The organism is Streptomyces sp. SID1328, from assembly GCF_009865595.1.
Classification (GTDB): domain Bacteria; phylum Actinomycetota; class Actinomycetes; order Streptomycetales; family Streptomycetaceae; genus Streptomyces; species Streptomyces griseoluteus.
This window is the reverse complement of record NZ_WWKH01000851.1, coordinates 16216-36851: the sequence shown is the minus strand read 5'-3', so window position 1 is coordinate 36851 and position 20636 is coordinate 16216. Positions and strand designations below refer to the sequence as shown.

General features: G+C 66.2%; 33 protein-coding genes. All 33 read right to left on the bottom strand.

Features of this window, described 5'->3' with window-relative positions:
• Positions 1-12: 12 nt before the first annotated feature.
• On the bottom strand, positions 13-417 hold the full coding sequence (gene rpsK / locus GT030_RS27250) for a 30S ribosomal protein S11 (RefSeq protein WP_003956432.1): 405 nt from the start codon (positions 415-417) through the stop codon (positions 13-15).
• 70 nt (positions 418-487) lie between these two features.
• Positions 488-868, bottom strand: coding sequence for a 30S ribosomal protein S13 (gene rpsM / locus GT030_RS27245; RefSeq protein ID WP_018543922.1), 381 nt, complete (start codon positions 866-868; stop codon positions 488-490).
• A 185-nt stretch (positions 869-1053) separates the two neighbouring features.
• On the bottom strand, positions 1054-1167 hold the full coding sequence (rpmJ, locus tag GT030_RS27240) for a 50S ribosomal protein L36 (RefSeq protein WP_003974245.1): 114 nt from the start codon (positions 1165-1167) through the stop codon (positions 1054-1056).
• A gap of 60 nt (positions 1168-1227) precedes the next feature.
• Positions 1228-1449 carry a translation initiation factor IF-1 gene (gene infA / locus GT030_RS27235; protein WP_003948620.1) on the bottom strand — a complete coding sequence of 74 codons (222 nt, stop codon included), beginning with the start codon at positions 1447-1449 and terminating at the stop codon, positions 1228-1230.
• A gap of 153 nt (positions 1450-1602) precedes the next feature.
• On the bottom strand, positions 1603-2439 hold the full coding sequence (gene map / locus GT030_RS27230; RefSeq protein ID WP_161203351.1) for a type I methionyl aminopeptidase: 837 nt from the start codon (positions 2437-2439) through the stop codon (positions 1603-1605).
• 103 nt (positions 2440-2542) lie between these two features.
• On the bottom strand, positions 2543-3208 hold the full coding sequence (locus GT030_RS27225; RefSeq protein WP_161203350.1) for an adenylate kinase: 666 nt from the start codon (positions 3206-3208) through the stop codon (positions 2543-2545).
• On the bottom strand, positions 3208-4521 hold the full coding sequence (secY, locus tag GT030_RS27220) for a preprotein translocase subunit SecY (RefSeq protein WP_161203349.1): 1314 nt from the start codon (positions 4519-4521) through the stop codon (positions 3208-3210). The genes GT030_RS27225 and secY overlap by 1 nt, the downstream gene beginning before the upstream one ends.
• Before the next feature lie 201 nt (positions 4522-4722).
• Positions 4723-5178: a 50S ribosomal protein L15 gene (gene rplO, locus GT030_RS27215; RefSeq protein WP_031180865.1), complete on the bottom strand. Its 456-nt coding sequence runs from the start codon at positions 5176-5178 to the stop codon at positions 4723-4725.
• A gap of 2 nt (positions 5179-5180) precedes the next feature.
• The gene (rpmD, locus tag GT030_RS27210) at positions 5181-5363 is read right to left on the bottom strand and encodes a 50S ribosomal protein L30 (protein ID WP_003974250.1); all 183 of its coding nucleotides are present in this window, start codon (positions 5361-5363) and stop codon (positions 5181-5183) included.
• Positions 5363-5968 (bottom strand): 30S ribosomal protein S5, encoded by a 606-nt coding sequence (gene rpsE, locus GT030_RS27205; RefSeq protein ID WP_007494753.1) that lies wholly within the window; start codon positions 5966-5968, stop codon positions 5363-5365. The genes rpmD and rpsE overlap by 1 nt, the downstream gene beginning before the upstream one ends.
• A gap of 41 nt (positions 5969-6009) precedes the next feature.
• On the bottom strand, positions 6010-6393 hold the full coding sequence (gene rplR, locus GT030_RS27200) for a 50S ribosomal protein L18 (RefSeq protein ID WP_030811697.1): 384 nt from the start codon (positions 6391-6393) through the stop codon (positions 6010-6012).
• A 3-nt stretch (positions 6394-6396) separates the two neighbouring features.
• A complete protein-coding gene (gene rplF, locus GT030_RS27195; RefSeq protein ID WP_030811694.1) occupies positions 6397-6936 on the bottom strand; it encodes a 50S ribosomal protein L6 in 540 nt (179 codons plus the stop codon).
• Between the two features lie 24 nt (positions 6937-6960).
• Positions 6961-7359 (bottom strand): 30S ribosomal protein S8, encoded by a 399-nt coding sequence (gene rpsH / locus GT030_RS27190; RefSeq protein WP_030811690.1) that lies wholly within the window; start codon positions 7357-7359, stop codon positions 6961-6963.
• A gap of 212 nt (positions 7360-7571) precedes the next feature.
• Positions 7572-7757: a type Z 30S ribosomal protein S14 gene (locus tag GT030_RS27185; protein ID WP_003948630.1), complete on the bottom strand. Its 186-nt coding sequence runs from the start codon at positions 7755-7757 to the stop codon at positions 7572-7574.
• 5 nt (positions 7758-7762) lie between these two features.
• Positions 7763-8320, bottom strand: a complete 558-nt coding sequence (gene rplE / locus GT030_RS27180; protein ID WP_007494758.1) for a 50S ribosomal protein L5 — start codon at positions 8318-8320, stop codon at positions 7763-7765.
• Positions 8320-8643, bottom strand: coding sequence for a 50S ribosomal protein L24 (rplX, locus tag GT030_RS27175; protein ID WP_018543913.1), 324 nt, complete (start codon positions 8641-8643; stop codon positions 8320-8322). Before rplX ends, rplE begins: the two co-directional genes overlap by 1 nt.
• Positions 8644-8645: 2 nt before the next feature.
• Positions 8646-9014, bottom strand: coding sequence for a 50S ribosomal protein L14 (gene rplN, locus GT030_RS27170; protein WP_003992364.1), 369 nt, complete (start codon positions 9012-9014; stop codon positions 8646-8648).
• Positions 9015-9261: 247 nt separating this feature from the next.
• Positions 9262-9546 (bottom strand): 30S ribosomal protein S17, encoded by a 285-nt coding sequence (rpsQ, locus tag GT030_RS27165; RefSeq protein ID WP_030811683.1) that lies wholly within the window; start codon positions 9544-9546, stop codon positions 9262-9264.
• Complete coding sequence (gene rpmC, locus GT030_RS27160; RefSeq protein ID WP_007494763.1) at positions 9543-9767, bottom strand: 50S ribosomal protein L29; 225 nt, start codon at positions 9765-9767, stop codon at positions 9543-9545. Before rpmC ends, rpsQ begins: the two co-directional genes overlap by 4 nt.
• Entirely contained in the window at positions 9767-10186 is a 420-nt protein-coding gene (rplP, locus tag GT030_RS27155) for a 50S ribosomal protein L16 (RefSeq protein WP_030811678.1), read from the bottom strand. Before rplP ends, rpmC begins: the two co-directional genes overlap by 1 nt.
• A gap of 5 nt (positions 10187-10191) precedes the next feature.
• Complete coding sequence (gene rpsC, locus GT030_RS27150; protein WP_030811675.1) at positions 10192-11022, bottom strand: 30S ribosomal protein S3; 831 nt, start codon at positions 11020-11022, stop codon at positions 10192-10194.
• Positions 11022-11369, bottom strand: coding sequence for a 50S ribosomal protein L22 (gene rplV, locus GT030_RS27145; protein ID WP_003974262.1), 348 nt, complete (start codon positions 11367-11369; stop codon positions 11022-11024). Before rplV ends, rpsC begins: the two co-directional genes overlap by 1 nt.
• Positions 11370-11413: 44 nt before the next feature.
• Positions 11414-11695, bottom strand: coding sequence for a 30S ribosomal protein S19 (gene rpsS / locus GT030_RS27140; protein ID WP_030619138.1), 282 nt, complete (start codon positions 11693-11695; stop codon positions 11414-11416).
• Between the two features lie 12 nt (positions 11696-11707).
• Entirely contained in the window at positions 11708-12544 is an 837-nt protein-coding gene (gene rplB, locus GT030_RS27135) for a 50S ribosomal protein L2 (RefSeq protein ID WP_030811669.1), read from the bottom strand.
• A gap of 40 nt (positions 12545-12584) precedes the next feature.
• Entirely contained in the window at positions 12585-13004 is a 420-nt protein-coding gene (gene rplW, locus GT030_RS27130) for a 50S ribosomal protein L23 (RefSeq protein WP_030811665.1), read from the bottom strand.
• Entirely contained in the window at positions 13004-13660 is a 657-nt protein-coding gene (gene rplD / locus GT030_RS27125) for a 50S ribosomal protein L4 (protein ID WP_030811662.1), read from the bottom strand. Before rplD ends, rplW begins: the two co-directional genes overlap by 1 nt.
• 5 nt (positions 13661-13665) lie before the next feature.
• Positions 13666-14310 carry a 50S ribosomal protein L3 gene (rplC, locus tag GT030_RS27120; protein WP_030811658.1) on the bottom strand — a complete coding sequence of 215 codons (645 nt, stop codon included), beginning with the start codon at positions 14308-14310 and terminating at the stop codon, positions 13666-13668.
• Positions 14311-14327: 17 nt separating this feature from the next.
• Positions 14328-14636 (bottom strand): 30S ribosomal protein S10, encoded by a 309-nt coding sequence (gene rpsJ, locus GT030_RS27115; RefSeq protein ID WP_003948644.1) that lies wholly within the window; start codon positions 14634-14636, stop codon positions 14328-14330.
• Between the two features lie 691 nt (positions 14637-15327).
• A complete protein-coding gene (gene tuf, locus GT030_RS27110) occupies positions 15328-16521 on the bottom strand; it encodes an elongation factor Tu (protein WP_030811655.1) in 1194 nt (397 codons plus the stop codon).
• 142 nt (positions 16522-16663) lie between these two features.
• Positions 16664-18790, bottom strand: a complete 2127-nt coding sequence (fusA, locus tag GT030_RS27105; RefSeq protein WP_030811652.1) for an elongation factor G — start codon at positions 18788-18790, stop codon at positions 16664-16666.
• Between the two features lie 39 nt (positions 18791-18829).
• On the bottom strand, positions 18830-19300 hold the full coding sequence (gene rpsG / locus GT030_RS27100) for a 30S ribosomal protein S7 (RefSeq protein ID WP_003992340.1): 471 nt from the start codon (positions 19298-19300) through the stop codon (positions 18830-18832).
• A gap of 2 nt (positions 19301-19302) precedes the next feature.
• Positions 19303-19674, bottom strand: a complete 372-nt coding sequence (rpsL, locus tag GT030_RS27095) for a 30S ribosomal protein S12 (protein WP_003948652.1) — start codon at positions 19672-19674, stop codon at positions 19303-19305.
• Between the two features lie 336 nt (positions 19675-20010).
• Positions 20011-20472: a DUF1707 and DUF4190 domain-containing protein gene (locus GT030_RS27090; protein WP_161203348.1), complete on the bottom strand. Its 462-nt coding sequence runs from the start codon at positions 20470-20472 to the stop codon at positions 20011-20013.
• Between the last annotated feature and the right edge of the window lie 164 nt (positions 20473-20636).

Sequence of the window (20636 nt, the reverse complement as noted above, 5' to 3'; positions counted from 1 at the left end):
GAGCGCTGTGCGTCAGACGCGGCGGCGCTTCGGCGGGCGGCAGCCGTTGTGCGGGGTCGGGGTGACGTCCTGGATGGAGCCGACCTCGAGGCCCGTGGCCTGCAGGGAGCGGATCGCGGTCTCACGACCGGAACCCGGACCCTTGACGAACACGTCGACCTTGCGCATGCCGTGCTCCTGGGCGCGGCGGGCAGCCGACTCGGCGGCCATCTGCGCGGCGAACGGCGTCGACTTCCGGGAACCCTTGAAGCCGACGTGGCCGGCGGAGGCCCAGGAGATCACGTTGCCGGACGGGTCCGTGATCGAGACGATCGTGTTGTTGAACGTGCTCTTGATGTGCGCGTGGCCGTGAGCGACGTTCTTCTTTTCCTTGCGGCGCACCTTCTTGGCAGCGCCCTGACGTCCCTTGGGGGGCATCTACAAACTCCTACGGGGAGGTGGTCGGTCCTACAGCGAAGACCGCTGATGAAGCGTTGTCCGCTGAGGACTACTTCTTGCCCGGCTTCTTCTTGCCGGCGATGGCGCGACGCGGGCCCTTGCGGGTGCGGGCGTTGGTGCTGGTGCGCTGACCGCGGACGGGCAGGCCGCGACGGTGACGGAGACCCTGGTAGCAACCGATCTCGACCTTGCGGCGGATGTCGGCCTGGATCTCGCGACGGAGGTCACCCTCGGTCTTGATGTTGCTGTCCACGTACTCGCGGATCGCGACGAGCTGCTCTTCGCTCAGGTCGCGGACGCGGGTGTTCGGGTCGACGCCGGTCGCAGCCAGCGTCTCCTGGGAGAGGGTCCGGCCGATGCCGAACACGTAGGTGAGGGCGACCTCCACGCGCTTTTCGCGCGGGATGTCAACACCGGAAACGCGTGCCATTCAATGGCTCCTGGTGATTCTTCGGAGGTCTTCCACAGAACCGGGTCCCGGCCGCCGTACGAGGTACGAACCGGGTCCTCGGCCTCCGACCGAGGGTGTCGAGCTGGTTGGCTCGGGCTCTGCGTATGAACAATTCAGCTTGCGTCGCGCGAAACTCTGCGATGAGCAGAGGGTTCGGCCGTGCGTCAGCCCTGGCGCTGCTTGTGGCGCGGGTTGTCGCAGATGACCATGACCCGGCCGTGACGGCGGATCACCCTGCACTTGTCGCAGATCTTCTTGACGCTCGGCTTGACCTTCATGGGGTGAGGTTCTCCGGGTCAGTGCCATCACCCCGGCGCGAGCCGGGATGCGGGCAAGATCTACTTGTACCGGTAGACGATCCGGCCACGCGTCAGGTCGTACGGAGACAGCTCCACCACGACCCGGTCGTCAGGGAGGATGCGGATGTAGTGCATGCGCATCTTGCCGCTGATGTGTGCCAGGACCTGGTGGCCGTTCTGGAGCTCGACCTTGAACATGGCGTTCGGAAGAGACTCGACGACAGTGCCCTCGATCTCGATGGCACCTTGCTTCTTGGCCACGCTTCGCCCTTCGAATCGACTACCTTGATCGACTCCCACGCTTTTCCCTTGCGGGCGCATGCGGACATGCGGGTGCACGAGAGCCGACGAGTCAGTCTACGTCAGGCCACCCGGAAAAACGAATCGAAGGATTCTGCCCCATACCACTGATCGTTATGCGAGCGGATCAGGAGCGGCCGTGACGCCGTACTCGGCGAGCTTCGCCTTGCCGCCGTCCGGGGCGGTCAGGACCAGGGGGCCCTGTTCGGTGAGGGCCACCGAGTGTTCCCAGTGGGAGGACCAGGTGCCGTCGGTGGTGATGACGGTCCAGTCGTCCTCGAGGACCTTCGTGCGGGGGGTGCCGAGGGAGACCATGGGCTCGATGGCGAGGCAGAAGCCGGGGACCAGCTTGGGGCCCTTGCCGCGGCGCCGCTCGACGTAGTTCAGCAGGTGCGGGTCCATGTGCATCTCGGTGCCGATGCCGTGGCCGCCGTAGTCCTCGACGATGCCGTACTTGCCGCCGCCCGGCTTCGGCTGCCGGCGGATGTAGGTCTCGATCGCGCGGGAGATGTCGACCAGCCGGTTGCCCTGCTTCATCGCGGCGATCCCCGCCCACATCGATTCCTCGGTCACCCGCGACAGTTCGATCAGCTCCGGGGCATGCCCCGAGCCGACGAAAGCGGTGTAGGCCGCGTCACCGTGCCAGCCGTCCACGATCGCGCCGCAGTCGATGGAGATGATGTCGCCGTCGTTCAGGACGACGTTCTCGGAGGGGATGCCGTGAACCACCACATCGTTGACCGACGTGCAGATGGTCGCGGGGAACCCGCCGTACCCGAGGAAGTTCGACTTCGCGCCGTGCTCGTCCAGCACCTTGCGCGCCACGTCGTCCAGGTCCTTGGTGGAAGCGCCGGGCACCGCCGCCTCGCGGGTGGCCGCGTGGATCGCGGCGACGACCAGGCCCGCCGCCCGCATCTTCGCGATCTGCTCGGGGGTCTTGATCTGCACCATGGGGGGCCTGCGCTCTCCGTCACTCGTCACCGACTGGGTTACCTGCACAACACTACGGCCGCGGCGCCCAGGGCGGGCACCGCGGCCGGAGGGACCGGGGGTCTTACTCGCTGCCGGCCTTCTCGCGCTTGAGAGCCTCCAGCGCCCGCTTGGTGATCTCGTCGACCGGGCCCAGGGCGGAGATCGTCACGACGAGCCCCTGCGCCTTGTAGTAGTCGATGATCGGCTCGGTCTGCGAGTGGTAGACCTCGAGCCGCTTGCGGACGGTGTCCTCGGAGTCGTCGTCGCGCTGGTACAGCTCGCCGTCGCAGACGTCGCAGACGCCTTCCTTCTTCGGTCCGCTGTACGTCACGTGGAAGACGTGCGAGGAGTCGTTGCGGCAGATGCGCCGGCCGGCGATCCGCTTGACGACCTCTTCCTCCGGGACCTCCAGGTCCAGGACGGCGTCCAGCTTGATGCCCTCGCTCTGCAGCAGCTCGTCCAGCGCCTGGGCCTGGGAGACGTTGCGCGGGAAGCCGTCGAGCAGGAAGCCGTTCTTGGCGTCCGGCTGCTCCATGCGGTCCTTGGCCATGGCGATGGTGACCTCGTCCGGGACGAGGTTGCCCGCGTCCATGTAGGACTTGGCCAGCTTGCCCAGCTCCGTCTGCCGAGAGATGTTGGCGCGGAACAGGTCGCCCGTGGAGATGTGCGGTACGCCCAGCTTCTCGGCGAGACGGACGGCTTGCGTTCCCTTACCGGCACCCGGCGGCCCGACGAGGACGATACGCATCAGCGGAGGAACCCTTCGTAATTGCGCTGCTGGAGCTGGCTCTCGATCTGCTTCACCGTCTCGAGTCCGACACCCACGATGATCAGGATGCTGGTCCCGCCGAAGGGGAAGTTCTGACTTGCTCCGAAGCCAACCAACGCCATCGTCGGTACGAGAGCGATCAGACCCAGATACAGCGAGCCCGGCCAGGTGATCCGGTTGAGCACGTAACTCAGGTACTCAGCGGTCGGCCGGCCGGCCCGGATACCCGGAATGAAGCCACCATACTTCTTCATGTTGTCGGCGACTTCCTCGGGGTTGAAGGAGATCGCCACGTAGAAGAACGCGAAGAACACGATGAGAAGGAAGTACAGCGAGATGTAGATCGGGTGGTCGCCCTTGGTCAGGTTCGCCGTGATCCAGCGCTTCCAGCCCGAGTCGCCGCCGGCGAACTGCGCGATCAGTGCCGGGATGTAGAGCAGCGACGAGGCGAAGATGACCGGGATCACACCAGCCTGGTTGACCTTCAGCGGGATGTACGTCGACGTACCCCCGTAGGACCGGCGGCCGATCATGCGCTTCGCGTACTGCACCGGGATGCGGCGCTGGGCCTGCTCCACGAAGACCACGAGCGCGACCATGACCAGGCCGACCAGGATGACGGTGCCGAACTCGATCCAGCCGCCGGCCAGCGTGCCCTGCTTCTTGATGGCCCACAGCGCGGACGGGAAGGTCGCGGCGATCGAGATGAACATCAGGATCGACATGCCGTTGCCGATGCCGCGGTCGGTGATCAGCTCACCGAGCCACATCACCAGCGCCGTACCGGCGGTCATGCAGATCACCATGGTGATCGTGGTGAAGATCGCCTGGTCCGGGACGATGTTCCCGGCGACCGTGCAGCCGCTGAAGAGCGCGCCGCTGCGGGCGGTGGCCACCAGGCCGGTGCCCTGCAGGATGGCGAGCGCCACGGTCAGGTAGCGGGTGTACTGCGTGATCTTCGCGGTGCCGGACTGACCCTCCTTCTTGAGGGCCTCCAGACGCGGGATCACGACGGTGAGGAGCTGAAGGATGATGCTCGCCGTGATGTACGGCATGATGCCGAGGGCGAAGATCGTGATCTGGAGCAGCGCTCCACCACTGAACATGTTGACCAGACCGAACAGGCCCTGGTTGCCGGAGGCCTCGGTCACGCAGGTCTGGACGGCCTTGTAATTGACGCCGGGGATCGGGACGTGGGTACCGACCCGGTAGACCACGATGATGCCCAGCGTGAAGAGCAGCTTCTTGCGCAGGTCGGGCGTCCTGAACGCCCGGGCGAACGCGGTGAGCACGGTGCCTCCTGCGACCCCCGCGCAACTGCGTCAAGGGTGACGGTCTAGAGGTTCGACGAATAAGTGGAAGGGAACAGCGCTGGCCACCTTACCGGCGACACCGCCCCCCTAGGAACGACCAACCGGGGATACCCCACTGTGGGGTATCCCCGGTCGGGATCGTCCATGTCATCGAGTGACCCTGAGGGACCCTTGAGGGCCTCAGACCAGCTCGGTGACCGTACCGCCGGCAGCGGTGATCTTCTCCTTGGCGGAACCGGAGACGGCGTCGACCGTCACCTGCAGCGCCACGGAGATCTCGCCCTGGCCCAGGACCTTGACGAGGCTGTTCTTGCGAACGGCACCCTTGGCCACCAGACCCTCGACGGTGACCTCGCCACCCTCGGGGTAGAGCGCCGCCAGCTTCTCGAGGTTCACGACCTGGAACTCGGTCTTGAACGGGTTCTTGAAGCCCTTCAGCTTCGGGAGACGCATGTGGAGGGGCATCTGGCCACCCTCGAAGCGCTCCGGAACCTGGTAACGGGCCTTCGTGCCCTTGGTACCACGACCGGCCGTCTTACCCTTCGACGCCTCACCACGACCGACACGGGTCTTGGCGGTCTTGGCGCCGGGGGCCGGACGGAGGTTGTGGATCTTGAGCGGGTTCTGCTCCGCCATGATCAGTCGACCTCCTCGACCGTCACGAGGTGGCGGACGGTGTGCACCATGCCGCGGAACTCGGGGCGGTCCTCCTTGACGACCTGCGTGTTGATCCCCTTGAGACCAAGGGAACGCAGGGTGTCACGGTGGTTCTGCTTGCTGCCGATGTAGGACTTGACCTGCGTGATCTTGAGCTGAGCCATTACGCACCAGCCCCGGCACGCGCACGCAGCAGAGCCGCGGGGGCGACGTCCTCGAGCGGCAGGCCGCGGCGGGCCGCGACCTCCTCGGGACGCTGCAGGCCCTTGAGGGCCGCCACGGTGGCGTGCACGATGTTGATCGCGTTGTCGGAGCCCAGGGACTTCGACAGGATGTCGTGGATACCGGCGCACTCGAGCACGGCGCGCACCGGACCACCGGCGATAACACCGGTACCCGGGGACGCGGGCTTGAGCAGCACGACGCCGGCAGCCTTCTCACCCTGGATGGGGTGCGGGATGGTGCCCTGGATACGGGGGACCTTGAAGAAGTGCTTCTTGGCCTCCTCAACACCCTTGGCGATGGCGGCCGGCACCTCCTTGGCCTTGCCGTAACCGACACCTACGGTGCCGTCACCGTCGCCCACCACGACCAGCGCGGTGAAGCTGAAGCGACGACCACCCTTCACAACCTTGGCGACACGGTTGATCGCGACAACGCGCTCAACGTAAGCGGTCTTCTCGGCGGCGGCTGCGCCGCCGTCACGGCCCTTCCGGTCCCGCCGCTCGCCGCCACCGGCACCGCCACCGCGGCGCTGGGGTCCAGCCATTGGAATTACCTCTCTCTGTTTCCGCTAGCTACGGAACCGGCTCAGAACTTCAGGCCGGCTTCGCGGGCGGCGTCCGCCAGGGCGGCGATGCGCCCGGCGTACTGGTTGCCACCACGGTCGAACACGACAGCCTCGACGCCGGCGGCCTTGGCACGCTCGGCGACCAGGGCGCCGACCTGCTTGGCCTGCGCGGACTTGTCGCCCTCGCCGCTCCGGACCGACGCGTCCAGCGTGGACGCGGAGGCCAGGGTGTGGCCCTTGAGGTCGTCGATCACCTGCGCCACGATGTGACGGTTGGAGCGGGTCACGACCAGACGCGGACGCTCCGCCGTACCGGAGATGTTCTTGCGAATCCGGATGTGGCGGCGCTTGATCGCGGCGCGCTTGTAGGCGTCGCCCTTGAGGATCTTCTGTCCGTATGCCATGGCTTACTTACCCGCCTTTCCGACCTTGCGGCGGATGACTTCGCCCTCGTACTTGACACCCTTGGCCTTGTACGGGTCGGGCTTGCGCAGCTTGCGGATGTTGGCCGCAACCTCGCCGACCTTCTGCTTGTCGATGCCCTCGACCTGGAAGCGGGTCGGGCTCTCCACCTTGAAGGTGATGCCCTCGGGCGCCTCGACGACGATCGGGTGGCTGTAGCCGAGCGCGAACTCGAGGTTCGAGCCCTTGGCCGTGACGCGGTAACCGACACCGCTGATCTCGAGCTTCTTCACGTAACCCTGGGTCACGCCGGTGATCATGTTCGCCACCAGCGTGCGGGACAGGCCGTGCAGGGCCTTGTTCTGACGCTCGTCGTTGGGACGGGTCACCGCGAGGGTGCCGTCCTCATCCCTGACGATGTCGATCGGCGCGACGACGGTGTGGGTCAGCGAGCCCTTGGGGCCCTTGACCGCGACCGTACGGCCGTCGATGGTGACGTCCACGCCGGCGGGAACCGTGATGGGGAGCTTGCCAATACGCGACATAGCTGTTTCCTCCGTTCCCTTCCGTTACCAGACGTAGGCGAGGACTTCCCCACCCACGCCCTTCTTGCCGGCCTGCTTGTCGGTGAGGAGACCGTGCGACGTGGAGATGATCGCCACGCCCAGGCCGCCGAGCACCTTCGGCAGGTTGGTGGACTTCGCGTAAACCCGGAGACCGGGCTTGGAGATGCGCTTGATCCCCGCGATGGAGCGCTCACGGTTGGGGCCGAACTTCAGCTCCAGGACGAGGTTCTTGCCGACCTCGGCGTCCTCGACCTTCCAGCCCGTGATGAAGCCCTCCTGCTGGAGGATCTCTGCGATGTGAGACTTGATCTTCGAGGACGGCATCGTCACGGAGTCGTGGTATGCCGAGTTCGCGTTCCGCAGACGCGTAAGCATGTCTGCGATCGGATCAGTCATGGTCATGAATTGGCCTTCGGCCTCTCTCGCCGGGGTTTCCTGGTGCGCCATCCCTCTCCCCGATCCGGGACGGGACGGGTGCGGCGCGGTGGACCTACGGCGTAGTAAGTCGTACGGGCGCGACAGACGCCCGACCCCGCAAGCCTACGGCATGTGGGGGCGGGCCCCTGTCGACCCAGTTGCTTACCGAGAGTTCCAGCAATCCCTGTTAAGGGGGATTACCAGGAGCTCTTGGTCACGCCCGGCAGCTCGCCACGGTGAGCCATCTCACGAAGGCACACGCGGCAGAGGCCGAACTTGCGGTACACGGAGTGCGGACGGCCGCAGCGCTGGCAGCGCGTGTAGCCACGCACACCGAACTTGGGCTTGCGAGCAGCCTTAGCGATAAGAGCCTTCTTCGCCATCTCGCTCACGCCTCCTTGAACGGGAAGCCGAGGTGACGAAGGAGCGCGCGGCCCTCAGCGTCGTTGGTCGCCGTGGTGACCACGGTGATGTCCATACCCCGGACGCGGTCGATCTTGTCCTGGTCGATCTCGTGGAACATGACCTGCTCCGTGAGACCGAAGGTGTAGTTGCCACGGCCGTCGAACTGCTTGGGGGACAGGCCGCGGAAGTCGCGGATGCGCGGAAGCGCCAGCGACAGGGTGCGGTCCAGGAACTCCCACATGCGGTCGCCACGGAGCGTGACGTGGGCACCGATCGGCTGACCCTCGCGCAGCTTGAACTGCGCGATGGACTTGCGGGCCTTGGTGACGGCCGGCTTCTGACCGGTGATCGTGGTGAGGTCGCGGATGGCGCCCTCGATCAGCTTGGAGTCGCGGGCGGCGTCGCCCACACCCATGTTGACCACGATCTTGACGAGGCCGGGGATCTGCATGACGTTCTCGTACTTGAACTCGTCACGCAGCTTGCCCGCGATCTCCTCGCGGTACTTCGTCTTCAGACGCGGAGTGGTGGTGGTAGCCATCAGATGTCCTCACCCGTCCGCTTGGCAACGCGGATCTTGTTGCCTTCGTCGTCGAAGCGGTAGCCGACACGCGTGACGACCTTGTTGCCATCCTTCTCAACGACCAGCTGGACGTTGGAGACGTGGATGGGCGCCTCGGTCGTGACGATGCCGCCCGCCTGCGAACCGCTGGCGGTGGGGCCGGCCTTGGTGTGCTTCTTGACCCGGTTGACACCCTCGACCAGGACACGCTCGTCGCGCGGGTAAGCGGCAATGACCTTGCCCTGCTTGCCCTTGTCCTTACCGGTGATGACCTGGACCAGGTCGCCCTTCTTGATCTTCATGCTTACAGCACCTCCGGCGCGAGCGAGATGATCTTCATGAACTTCTTCTCGCGCAGCTCACGGCCGACGGGGCCGAAGATACGGGTGCCGCGAGGGTCGCCGTCGTTCTTGAGAATGACAGCGGCGTTCTCGTCGAAGCGGATGTACGAGCCGTCCGGACGGCGGCGCTCCTTGACGGTGCGAACGATGACCGCCTTGATGACGTCACCCTTCTTCACGTTGCCGCCGGGGATCGCGTCCTTGACGGTGGCGACGATGACGTCACCGATGCCCGCGTAGCGGCGACCGGAGCCACCGAGCACACGGATGCAAAGGATCTCCTTCGCACCAGTGTTGTCGGCGACACGCAGCCGCGACTCCTGCTGGATCACGTCTATCTCCTGTTTGTCTGCCGGTTCCCTCCGGGGGTTGAGCCCGGAGAGCCTGGCGGAACTCTCCTGCGGGTGAACTCCCGCAGGAATTACATGGCCGCCCAGCGGGCCACGTGAGCCACACACGCGCGAAGCGCCGGTGATTCACGCAGCTCCGCCGGTTTCCCGGCGAGGGGGCCCGTGAGTCGAGTCACGGAGCCCCTCGCCGGGACGGCGAATCTGTCTGCGGGGCAAAGCCCCGCAGGGATTACTTGGCCTTCTCGAGGATCTCGACGATGCGCCAGCGCTTCGTCGAGGACAGCGGCCGGGTCTCCGCGAGGAGGACACGGTCGCCGACGCCGGCGGCGTTCTGCTCGTCGTGGGCCTTGAGCTTGTTCGTACGGCGGATGACCTTGCCGTACAGCGCGTGCTTCACGCGGTCCTCGACGGCGACGACGACGGTCTTGTCCATCTTGTCGCTGACGACGAGACCCTCACGGGTCTTGCGGAAGCCGCGGGCCTCTGCGTTCTCAGTCACGTTCTTCTCGCTCATGCGTTCTCCACCGTCTCGATGCCCAGCTCACGCTCGCGCATCAGGGTGTAGATCCGCGCGATGTCCTTGCGGACCGCCTTCAGACGGCCGTGGTTCTCGAGCTGACCAGTCGCCGCCTGGAAGCGGAGATTGAACAGCTCTTCCTTGGCCTCGCGGAGCTTCGCAAGAAGCTCCTCGTTGCCCAGCTCGCGCAGCTCGGACGCCTTGGTACCGGCCGACATCACGCTTCACCTGCCTCGCGCTTGACGATCCGGCACTTCATCGGCAGCTTGTGAGCCGCACGAGTGAGGGCCTCACGCGCAATCTTCTCGTTGGGGTACGACAGCTCGAACATGACGCGTCCGGGCTTGACGTTGGCGATCCACCACTCCGGCGAACCCTTACCGGAACCCATGCGGGTCTCGGCAGGCTTCTTGGTGAGGGGACGGTCCGGGTAGATGTTGATCCAGACCTTGCCGCCACGCTTGATGTGGCGGGTCATGGCGATACGAGCCGCTTCGATCTGACGGTTCGTCACATACGCCGGGGTCAGCGCCTGGATGCCGTACTCGCCGAACGCGACCTGCGTGCCACCCTTGGCCATACCACTGCGCTTCGGGTGGTGCTGCTTGCGGTGCTTGACCCTACGGGGGATCAGCATGACGGTCAGGCCTCCGTTCCGGTGCTCTCAGCCGGAGCGGCGGCAGCGGGAGCCTCGGCCTTGGGGGCCTCGGCGCCGGCAGCCTGCTGCGGCTTGCGACCGCGCCCGCCACGCTCGCCACCACGGCCACCACGGGCCGGGCGGTCGGCGCCGCCACGGGCCGGGCGGTTACCCGCACGGGCCGCAGCGTTCTCGGCGCGGACCTCGGCGATGTTCTTGACGTCGCCCTTGTAGATCCAGACCTTCACGCCGATGCGGCCGAAGGTCGTCTTGGCCTCGAAGAAGCCGTAGTCCACGTTCGCGCGGAGCGTGTGCAGGGGCACACGGCCCTCGCGGTAGAACTCCGAGCGGGACATCTCGGCGCCACCGAGGCGGCCACCGCACTGGATCTTGATGCCCTTGGCGCCCGCCTTCATCGCCGACTGCATGCTCTTACGCATGGCACGGCGGAAGGAGACACGCGAGGAAAGCTGCTCGGCGACGGCCTGGGCCACCAGCTGGGCATCCGTCTCGGGGTTCTTGACCTCGAGGATGTTCAGCTGGACCTGCTTGCCCGTCAGCTTCTCGAGCTGACCGCGGATCTTGTCGGCCTCCGCACCGCGGCGGCCGATGACGATGCCCGGACGCGCGGTGTGGATGTCGACGCGGACACGGTCACGGGTGCGCTCGATCTCCACCTTGGAGATGCCCGCGCGCTCCATGCCCTGCGTCAGCATGCGACGGATGGCCACGTCTTCCTTGACGTAGTCCTTGTACAGCTTGTCGGCGTACCAACGCGACTTGAAGTCGGTCGTGACACCGAGCCGGAACCCGTGCGGGTTTACCTTCTGGCCCATTACCGGGTTCCTTCCTTGCTGCTGACGACCACGGTGATGTGGCTGGTCCGCTTGCGGATCCGGTAGGCACGGCCCTGGGCGCGCGGCCGGAACCGCTTCAGGGTCGGGCCCTCGTCGACGTAGGCCTCGGAAATGAAGAGGCTGTCGGCGTCGGTGTGGTCGTAGTTGTGCGCGGCGTTGGCGATGGCGCTGTCGAGCACCTTGCCGACCGGCACGGAGGCTGCCTGCGGAGCGAATCGCAGAACAGCCTGAGCCTCCGTGGCATCCATGCCACGGATAAGGTCCACCACGCGGCGGGCCTTCATGGGCGTAACGCGGATGTACCGCGCCTGGGCCCTGGCTTCCATGGTTGTCCCTCTCAGTTACTTACGTGTCTGAATGCGATCCGCTACTAGCGGCGCTTCGACTTCCGGTCGTCCTTGACGTGGCCGCGGAAGGTGCGGGTCGGCGAGAACTCGCCGAGCTTGTGGCCGACCATCGACTCGGTGACGAACACCGGGATGTGGGTCTTGCCGTTGTGCACCGCGATCGTGTGGCCCAGCATCGCCGGGACGATCATCGAGCGACGGGACCAGGTCTTGATGACGTTCTTGGAACCGGCTTCGTTCTGGACGTCCACCTTCTTGATCAGGTGGTCGTCGACGAAGGGTCCCTTCTTCAAGCTACGAGGCATCTCAACCCGTCCTTAGCGCTTCTTGTTCGTCTTGCGGCGGCGGACGATGTACTTGTTCGACGCCTTCTTGGGCGAACGAGTACGGCCTTCCTTCTTGCCCCACGGGGACACAGGGTGGCGACCACCGGAGGTCCGGCCCTCACCACCACCGTGCGGGTGGTCGACCGGGTTCATGACCACACCACGGACGGTCGGGCGAACGCCCAGCCACCGCTTACGGCCGGCCTTACCCCAGTTGATGTTGCTCTGCTCGGCGTTGCCGACCTCACCGACGGTGGCGCGGCAGCGCACGTCGACGAGACGGATCTCGCCGGACGGCATGCGCAGGTGGGCCATGGAGCCCTCCTTCGCAAGGAGCTGCACGGACGCACCGGCGGAGCGGGCGAACTTGGCACCGCCACCGGGACGGAGCTCGATCGCGTGGATCGTGGTACCGACCGGGATGTTGCGGAGCGCCAGGTTGTTGCCCGGCTTGATGTCGGCGCCCGGACCGTTCTCGACGCGGTCGCCCTGCTGCAGGTTGCGCGGGGCGAGGATGTAGCGCTTCTCGCCGTCCGCGTAGTGCAGCAGCGCGATGCGCGCGGTGCGGTTGGGGTCGTACTCGATGTGCGCGACCTTCGCCGGCACGCCGTCCTTGTCGTGACGACGGAAGTCGATCACTCGGTAGGCGCGCTTGTGTCCGCCACCCTGGTGGCGAACGGTCACACGACCGGCGTTGTTACGGCCGCCCTTGCTGTGCAGGGGGCGGACCAGCGACTTCTCCGGCGTGGACCGCGTGACCTCGACGAAGTCGGCGACGCTGGCGCCACGACGGCCCGGCGTAGTCGGCTTGTACTTGCGGATTCCCATTTCTCAGTCCTCGTCCGATATCGGACGATCCAGACCGCCGTCAGGCGGTCGGACCGCCGAAGATGTCGATACGGTCGCCCTCGGCGAGGGTCACGATCGCCCGCTTGCTGCCGGCACGCTGACCGAAACCGGTCTTCGTGCGCTTGCGCTTGCCCTGGCGGTTGATCGTGTTGACCCCGGTGACCTTGACGTCGAAGACCGCCTGGACGGCCTGCTTGATCTGGGTCTTGTTGGCGTTGGGGGCGACGATGAACGTGTACTTGCCCTCGTCGAGGAGCGCGTAGCTCTTCTCCGAGACGACCGGCTTGAGCAGCACGTCACGGGGGTCCGTGAAGGACTTGCTCAGCGGGGTCTCGACGGTGTTCTTGCCCTCGGTGGCGTGACGCTTCGCCTTGGCGACGCGCGCGGCCTTGGCGGCCTTGGCGGCCTTCGAGGCGATGCTCGGGTGGCGCGTAGCCATCAGGCTTCGCTCCCTTCGGTGTCATTGGCCTTCGGGCCGGACACGAAGGACTCGAAAGCGGCCTGGGTGAAGACCACGTCGTCCGAGACGAGAACGTCGTACGTGTTCAGCTGGCCCGGCTCCAGGATGTGGACCTGGGGCAGGTTGCGCGCGGAAAGCAGCGCGGCCTCGTCGGAGCGCTCGATGACCAGGAGCACGTTCTTGCGCTCGCTGACCTTGCCGAGGAAGCTCTTCGCGGCCTTGGTGGAGGGGGTGTCGCCCTCGACCACGCCGGTGATGACGTGGATACGAGCGTTGCGGGCCCGGTCGGTGAGGGCGTGGCGCAGGGCCGCGGCCTTCATCTTCTTCGGGGTCCGCTGCGAGTAGTCACGCGGCGTGGGGCCGTGGACGACGCCACCGCCGGCGAACTGCGGCGCACGGGTCGAACCCTGGCGCGCGCGGCCGGTGCCCTTCTGACGGTAGGGCTTCCTACCGCCACCGCGGACCTCGCCACGACGCTTGACCTTGTGCGTGCCCTGACGGGCGGCGGCAAGCTGCGCGACGACGACCTGGTGAAGCAGCGGAACGCTGATCTTCTCGACGTCGAAGATCTCGGCCGGGAGCTCTACGGTCCCGGCGTTGTCGCCGGAGGGCGACAGAATGTCAATGGTGCTCATAGTCCTCAGGCCCCCTTGGCCGCGGTGCGGACCAGGACGAGGCCGCCGTTCGGACCAGGAACCGCGCCCTTGATGAGGAGCAGGCCCTTCTCCGCGTCAACGGCGTGAACGGTCAGGTTCTGGGTGGTGACCCGCTCGTTGCCCATGCGACCCGCCATGCGCATGCCCTTGAAGACACGACCGGGGGTGGCACAGCCACCGATGGAACCGGGCATGCGGTGCACACGGTGGGCACCGTGGGACGCCTTGCCACCCTTGAAGTTGTGGCGCTTCATGACACCGGCGAAGCCCTTGCCCTTGCTCTTCGCGGTGACGTCGACCTTGACGCCCGACTCGAAGACCTCGGCAGTGATCTCCTGGCCCAGCGTGTAGTCGCTGGCGTCGGAGGTGCGGAGCTCCACCAGGTGACGGCGCGGGGTGACGTCGGCCTTGGCGAAGTGGCCCTTGAGGGGCTTGTTCACCTTGCGCGGGTCGATCTCGCCGAAGGCGATCTGGACCGACTCGTAGCCGTCGACGTCGTTCGTACGGACCTGGGTGACGACGTTGGGGCCGGCCTTGACGACGGTGACCGGAACAACACGGTTGTTCTCGTCCCACACCTGCGTCATGCCGAGCTTCTCGCCCAGGATGCCCTTGATCTGCTTAGCCATTCTCAGATCACCGACCCTTAGAGCTTGATCTCGATGTCGACACCGGCCGGGAGGTCGAGTCGCATCAGGGAGTCAACGGTCTTGGGCGTCGGGTCGAGGATGTCGATCAGGCGCTTGTGCGTGCGCATCTCGAAGTGCTCGCGCGAGTCCTTGTACTTGTGCGGCGACTTGATGACGCAGTACACGTTCTTCTCAGTGGGCAGCGGCACCGGGCCCGCGACCGACGCACCAGTGCGCGTCACCGTCTCGACGATCTTCTTCGCCGAGGAGTCGATGACCTCGTGGTCGTAGGCCTTGAGCCGGATGCGGATCTTCTGTCCCGCCATGGCTACTCAGTAGTCCTGTCTTCTCTCACGCTCTGGAACCCGGCAGTTTCACACTGCCTTCTCTCCGACCCACGCGGTCGGGCGTGTCGCACTGCCGCTGACGCAAATGCCCATCACTGGGACATCCCTCCAGGGAATGCACACGGCCCTGCCGGAACCGCGGGCCGGGGGCGGAAGGCCCACCGGGCGCCTGGTCGGCGTTGCGCCCACGCTTCCCGGAAGATTCCCGTACGTCCAACCCCAGGGGGTTGACGAGTACTGTGGGACTCGCTTCCGGTCCTCCCGGCGGGAGGCGCGCAGCATCAACACTCGGCCGAGCAACTCCGACAGTCTGCCATATGGCCTACCCCGCTGGCCAATCGAGCCGAGTAGATTACCCCGATAGTGACGCAGGTCAAACTCCCCGCGCCCTCGGTCTCTCTCTCAACTCCCGCCGGGCGAAGGCGAACCGGCCACAATCCAGGACGAACCAACGGAAACAGCGGCCGGGTACACCGGCGCTGTCCACGGCCGTCCGTTCACGGGCAGTTGGGGCCCACCCCCTGGGCCCTCGCCCACTCCCCCGCCGCAACGCCCTGCGGGGCGCCTGGGCGTCGCTGTACGCCCCGCTCGCGGAACAGCAGAGAGGCCCGCGCGACCGGAGTCGTGCGGGCCTCTCTGGGTCAGTCAACGACCCTCAAGCAAGAGGTACTTACTTGACGATCTTGGTGACCTGGCCGGCGCCCACCGTGCGGCCACCCTCACGGATGGCGAACTTCAGGCCCTCTTCCATGGCGACGGGCTGGATGAGCGAAACGGTCATCTCAGTGTTGTCGCCCGGCATGACCATCTCGGTGCCCTCGGGGAGGGTCACGACGCCGGTCACGTCCGTGGTACGGAAGTAGAACTGCGGGCGGTAGTTGTTGAAGAACGGCGTGTGGCGGCCACCCTCGTCCTTGGACAGGATGTAGGCCTGGGCCTCGAACTCGGTGTGCGGGGTGACCGAACCGGGCTTGATGATGACCTGGCCGCGCTCGACGTCCTCGCGCTTGATGCCGCGGAGCAGCAGACCGACGTTCTCACCGGCCTGGCCCTCGTCGAGCAGCTTGCGGAACATCTCGATGCCGGTGACCGTGGTGGTGGTCTTCTCCGGCTTGATGCCCACGATGTCGACGGTCTCGTTGACCTTGAGGACACCGCGCTCGATACGACCGGTGACGACGGTGCCACGACCGGTGATCGTGAAGACGTCCTCGATCGGCATCAGGAACGGCTTGTCGACGTCACGCTCGGGCTGCGGGATGTTCTCGTCCACGGCCTTCATGAGCTCGAGGACGGTGTTGCCCCACTCCTTGTCGCCCTCGAGCGCCTTGAGCGCCGAGACCTTGACGACCGGCAGGTCGTCGCCCGGGAACTCGTACTCGGAGAGGAGCTCACGGACCTCGAGCTCGACGAGCTCCAGGATCTCCTCGTCGTCCACCATGTCGGCCTTGTTCAGGGCGACGACGATGTACGGAACGCCGACCTGGCGGGCCAGGAGCACGTGCTCCTTGGTCTGCGGCATCGGGCCGTCGGTGGCGGCGACCACGAGGATCGCGCCGTCCATCTGCGCGGCACCGGTGATCATGTTCTTGATGTAGTCCGCGTGACCGGGGCAGTCGACGTGGGCGTAGTGACGCGTCTCGGTCTGGTACTCGACGTGCGCGATCGAGATGGTGATACCGCGCTGGCGCTCCTCAGGAGCCTTGTCGATCTGGTCGAAGGCCGAGGCCTCGTTCAGGTCCGGGTACGCGTCGTGCAGCACCTTGGTAATGGCGGCCGTGAGGGTCGTCTTACCGTGGTCGATGTGACCGATGGTGCCGATGTTGACGTGCGGCTTAGTCCGCTCGAACTTCGCCTTCGCCACTGGGTCCTCCTGTGGAGTGGTTCTGGTACGCCTTACTCATCGGCGCCAGGTGATCTTTGCTGGGATGCCGCCCGCCGGGATCTTTCCGAGTGGTCCGACCCCGGCGGTCGGTGTCAAGCCTAAAGCGTGTAAACGGGGTGCGTTACTCGCCCTTGGCCTTCGCGATGATCTCCTCGGCGACGTTCCGGGGAACCTCGGCGTAGGAGTCGAACTGCATCGAGTAGCTTGCGCGACCCGAGGTCTTGCTGCGGAGGTCTCCGACGTAGCCGAACATCTCCGAGAGGGGCACGAGGCCCTTCACGACGCGGGCACCGGCCCGCTCCTCCATGGCCTGGATCTGGCCACGGCGGGAGTTGATGTCGCCGATGACCTCACCCATGTAGTCCTCGGGCGTGGTGACCTCGACGGCCATCATCGGCTCGAGGAGCACGGGCGAAGCCTTGCGCGCGGCCTCCTTGAAGGCCTGCGAACCGGCGATCTTGAAGGCGAGCTCGGAGGAGTCGACCTCGTGGTAGCCACCGTCGAGAAGAATGACGCGGACGCCCGTCATCTCGTAGCCGGCCAGGATGCCGAACTGCATGGCCTCCTGCGCACCGGCGTCCACCGAAGGGATGTACTCCTTCGGGATGCGGCCACCGGTGACCTTGTTCACGAACTCGTACGACGCGTCGCCGCCCTCGATGGGCTCGATCGCGATCTGCACCTTCGCGAACTGACCGGTACCACCGGTCTGCTTCTTGTGGGTGTAGTCGTGACGCTCGACGCCCTTGCGGATCGTCTCGCGGTACGCGACCTGCGGCTTGCCGACGTTGGCCTCGACCTTGAACTCACGGCGCATGCGGTCGACCAGCACCTCGAGGTGCAGCTCGCCCATACCGCCGATGATGGTCTGGCCGGTCTCCTCGTCCGAGTGGACCTGGAAGGAGGGGTCCTCCTCCGCGAGACGCTGGATGGCGACACCCAGCTTCTCCTGGTCACCCTTGGACTTGGGCTCGATGGCGACCTGGATCACCGGCGCCGGGAAGTCCATGGACTCCAGGATCACCGGGTTCTTGTCGTCGGACAGCGTCTCACCGGTGGTGGTCTGCTTCAGGCCCATGACGGCGACGATGTCGCCGGCGCCCACCGACTCGATCTCCTCACGCTTGTTCGCGTGCATGCGGTAGATCTTGCCGATGCGCTCCTTCTTGCCCTTGACGGAGTTCAGCACCGAGGTGCCGGACTCCAGGCGGCCCGAGTAGACCCGGACGAAGGTGAGCTTGCCCAGGTGCGGGTCGCTCATGATCTTGAACGCGAGCGCGGACAGCGGCTCGTCCTCGGACGGCTTGCGCTTGACGACGACCTCGGGGTCCTTGACGTCGTGGCCCTCGATGGCCTCGACGTCGAGCGGGGTCGGCAGGTAGCGCACGACCGCGTCGAGCAGGGGCTGGACGCCCTTGTTCTTGAACGCGGTACCGCAGAACACCGGGGTGACCGTGGTGCCCTCGGACTTGCCGGACGCGATGGTGATACGACGGATCGCGGCGTACAGCTGCTCCTCGGTGGGCTCCTCGCCCTCCAGGTACAGCTCCATGATCTCTTCGTCGTTCTCCGCGACGGCCTCGACCAGCTTGGCGCGCCATTCCTCGGCGGCCTCGGTGTGCGTGGCCGGGATGTCGACGGTGTCGTACATCTCGCCCTTGGCGGCCTCGGCGGACCACACGAGCGCCTTCATGCGGACCAGGTCGATGACGCCCTTGAAGTCCGCCTCGGCACCGATCGGGAGCTGCATGACGAGCGGCTGGGCGCCCAGGCGGTCCGAGATCATGTCCACACAGCGGTGGAACTCGGCGCCGGTACGGTCCAGCTTGTTGACGAAGCAGATGCGCGGCACGCCGTAACGGTCGGCCTGACGCCACACCGTCTCGGACTGCGGCTCCACACCGGCGACACCGTCGAACACCGTCACGGCGCCGTCGAGCACGCGGAGCGAACGCTCCACCTCGACGGTGAAGTCGACGTGACCCGGCGTGTCGATGATGTTGATGGTGTAGTCACTGCCCTCGAGAGGCCAGTGGCAGGTGGTCGCAGCGGACGTGATCGTGATGCCACGCTCCTGCTCCTGCTCCATCCAGTCCATCGTGGCGGCGCCGTCGTGAACCTCACCGATCTTGTACGACACACCGGTGTAGAACAGGATCCGCTCGGTGGTGGTCGTCTTGCCCGCGTCGATGTGGGCCATGATCCCGATGTTGCGGACCTTGGCCAGGTCAAGTGAAGTGGTAGCCATAAGGCTTCAGTCTTCTCTCGGTCTCGATGTGGGTAGCGACTACCAGCGGTAGTGCGCGAAGGCCTTGTTGGACTCGGCCATCTTGTGCGTGTCCTCGCGCTTCTTGACGGCCGCACCGAGGCCGTTCGAAGCGTCGAGAAGCTCGTTGAGCAGACGCTCGGTCATCGTCTTCTCGCGACGGGCGCGGGAGTAACCGACGAGCCAGCGCAGCGCGAGCGTGTTGGCGCGACCGGGCTTGACCTCGATCGGCACCTGGTACGTCGCACCACCGACGCGGCGGGACTTGACCTCGAGGGTCGGCTTGATGTTCTCCAGCGCGCGCTTCAGCGTGATGATCGGGTCGTTGCCCGTCTTCTCACGCAGACCCTCCATGGCGCCGTAGACGATGCGCTCGGCGGTGGAGCGCTTGCCGTTCAGCAGCACCTTGTTGATGAGGGAGGTCACCAGAGGAGAACCGTAGACCGGGTCGATGATGACCGGGCGCTTCGGGGCGGGGCCCTTACGAGGCATTCTTACTTCTCCTTCTTGGCGCCGTAGCGGCTGCGGGCCTGCTTGCGGTTCTTGACACCCTGGGTGTCGAGCGAGCCGCGGATGATCTTGTAGCGAACACCCGGCAGGTCCTTCACACGGCCGCCGCGCACGAGCACGATGGAGTGCTCCTGCAGGTTGTGTCCCTCACCCGGAATGTAGGCCGTGACCTCGATGCCGCTGGTCAGACGCACACGCGCGACCTTACGCAGGGCCGAGTTCGGCTTCTTCGGGGTGGTCGTGAACACACGCGTGCAGACGCCACGACGCTGGGGCGAACCCTCGAGTGCGGGCGTCTTGTTCTTCTCGACCTTGTCCTGCCGGCCCTTACGGACCAGCTGCTGGATCGTAGGCACTACTTCTCCGGTTTCTGTGTGCCGAATGGTGAAGCTAACCTGGAACGACTCCGACCCACGCGGTCGGGTGTGTCGAACCCGCGGACTCCCGCCGCAAAGGGAAGAGCGCGGATTTCGGTGGCCGCTTACGGCTCGCCGTGCGGTGAGTGGCACACACGGGAGCCAGGGCACACCCCAGGCACAAGGTCTGAGCGTACCTATCGCACGGACTTCGGTCAAAACAAATGCGAGGCGGCCCCCCGTGACGGACAGGGCATGTCAAGTCCCAACGCCGTCAACGATCTTCGATTTCACGTAGCGCACACACCGCGCCACACCTCTGTCATCGCCCCGCCGTCAGTCCAGCACCTCCACCGCGATCAGCAGCAGCCAGAACAGCGCCCAGCCGCCGACGGACAGCCAGCCCAGAACGAGGCCGGTCAGAGCCAGTCCGTCACCGTCCTCACCGGTGCGCCGGATCTCCGCGCGCGCGGTGTGCCCGAGCACCACGGCCGGGATTCCGGTGAGCCCCGCGGTCAGCAGGCACAGCAGCCCGCACACCGCGGACCCGACGGCCCTGCCGTTCTGCGCCGGCCGCGGTGTGGCCAGGAACACCTGCGGTACGGCCGCCACGGGCCCCGGATGCGGCACCGGGCCCTGCGGCAGGTCGGCCACCACCAGGGCCAGCTCTCCCACCGTACGGGCCGCGTGGACCCGGCTGACCCGGCGGTCGAACTCGTCCTTCTCCAGCCGCCCTTCGGCGAACCCGGCGCACAGCACGTCCACCGTCCGCTCCCGGTCGGCGTGCGAGGCCAGCATGAACGCCGCTCCCCCGACCGGCGCTTGGGGCGGCGCCGGCCAGTACGCGGGCGGCTGCGGCTGGAAGTGACCGGGGAAGGCACCGGGGCGGGGCGCCGCGGGCCAGTTCTGCGGGCGCGGCGGCTGCCACGACGGTTGCGACGACGGATGCGACACGGAGCACC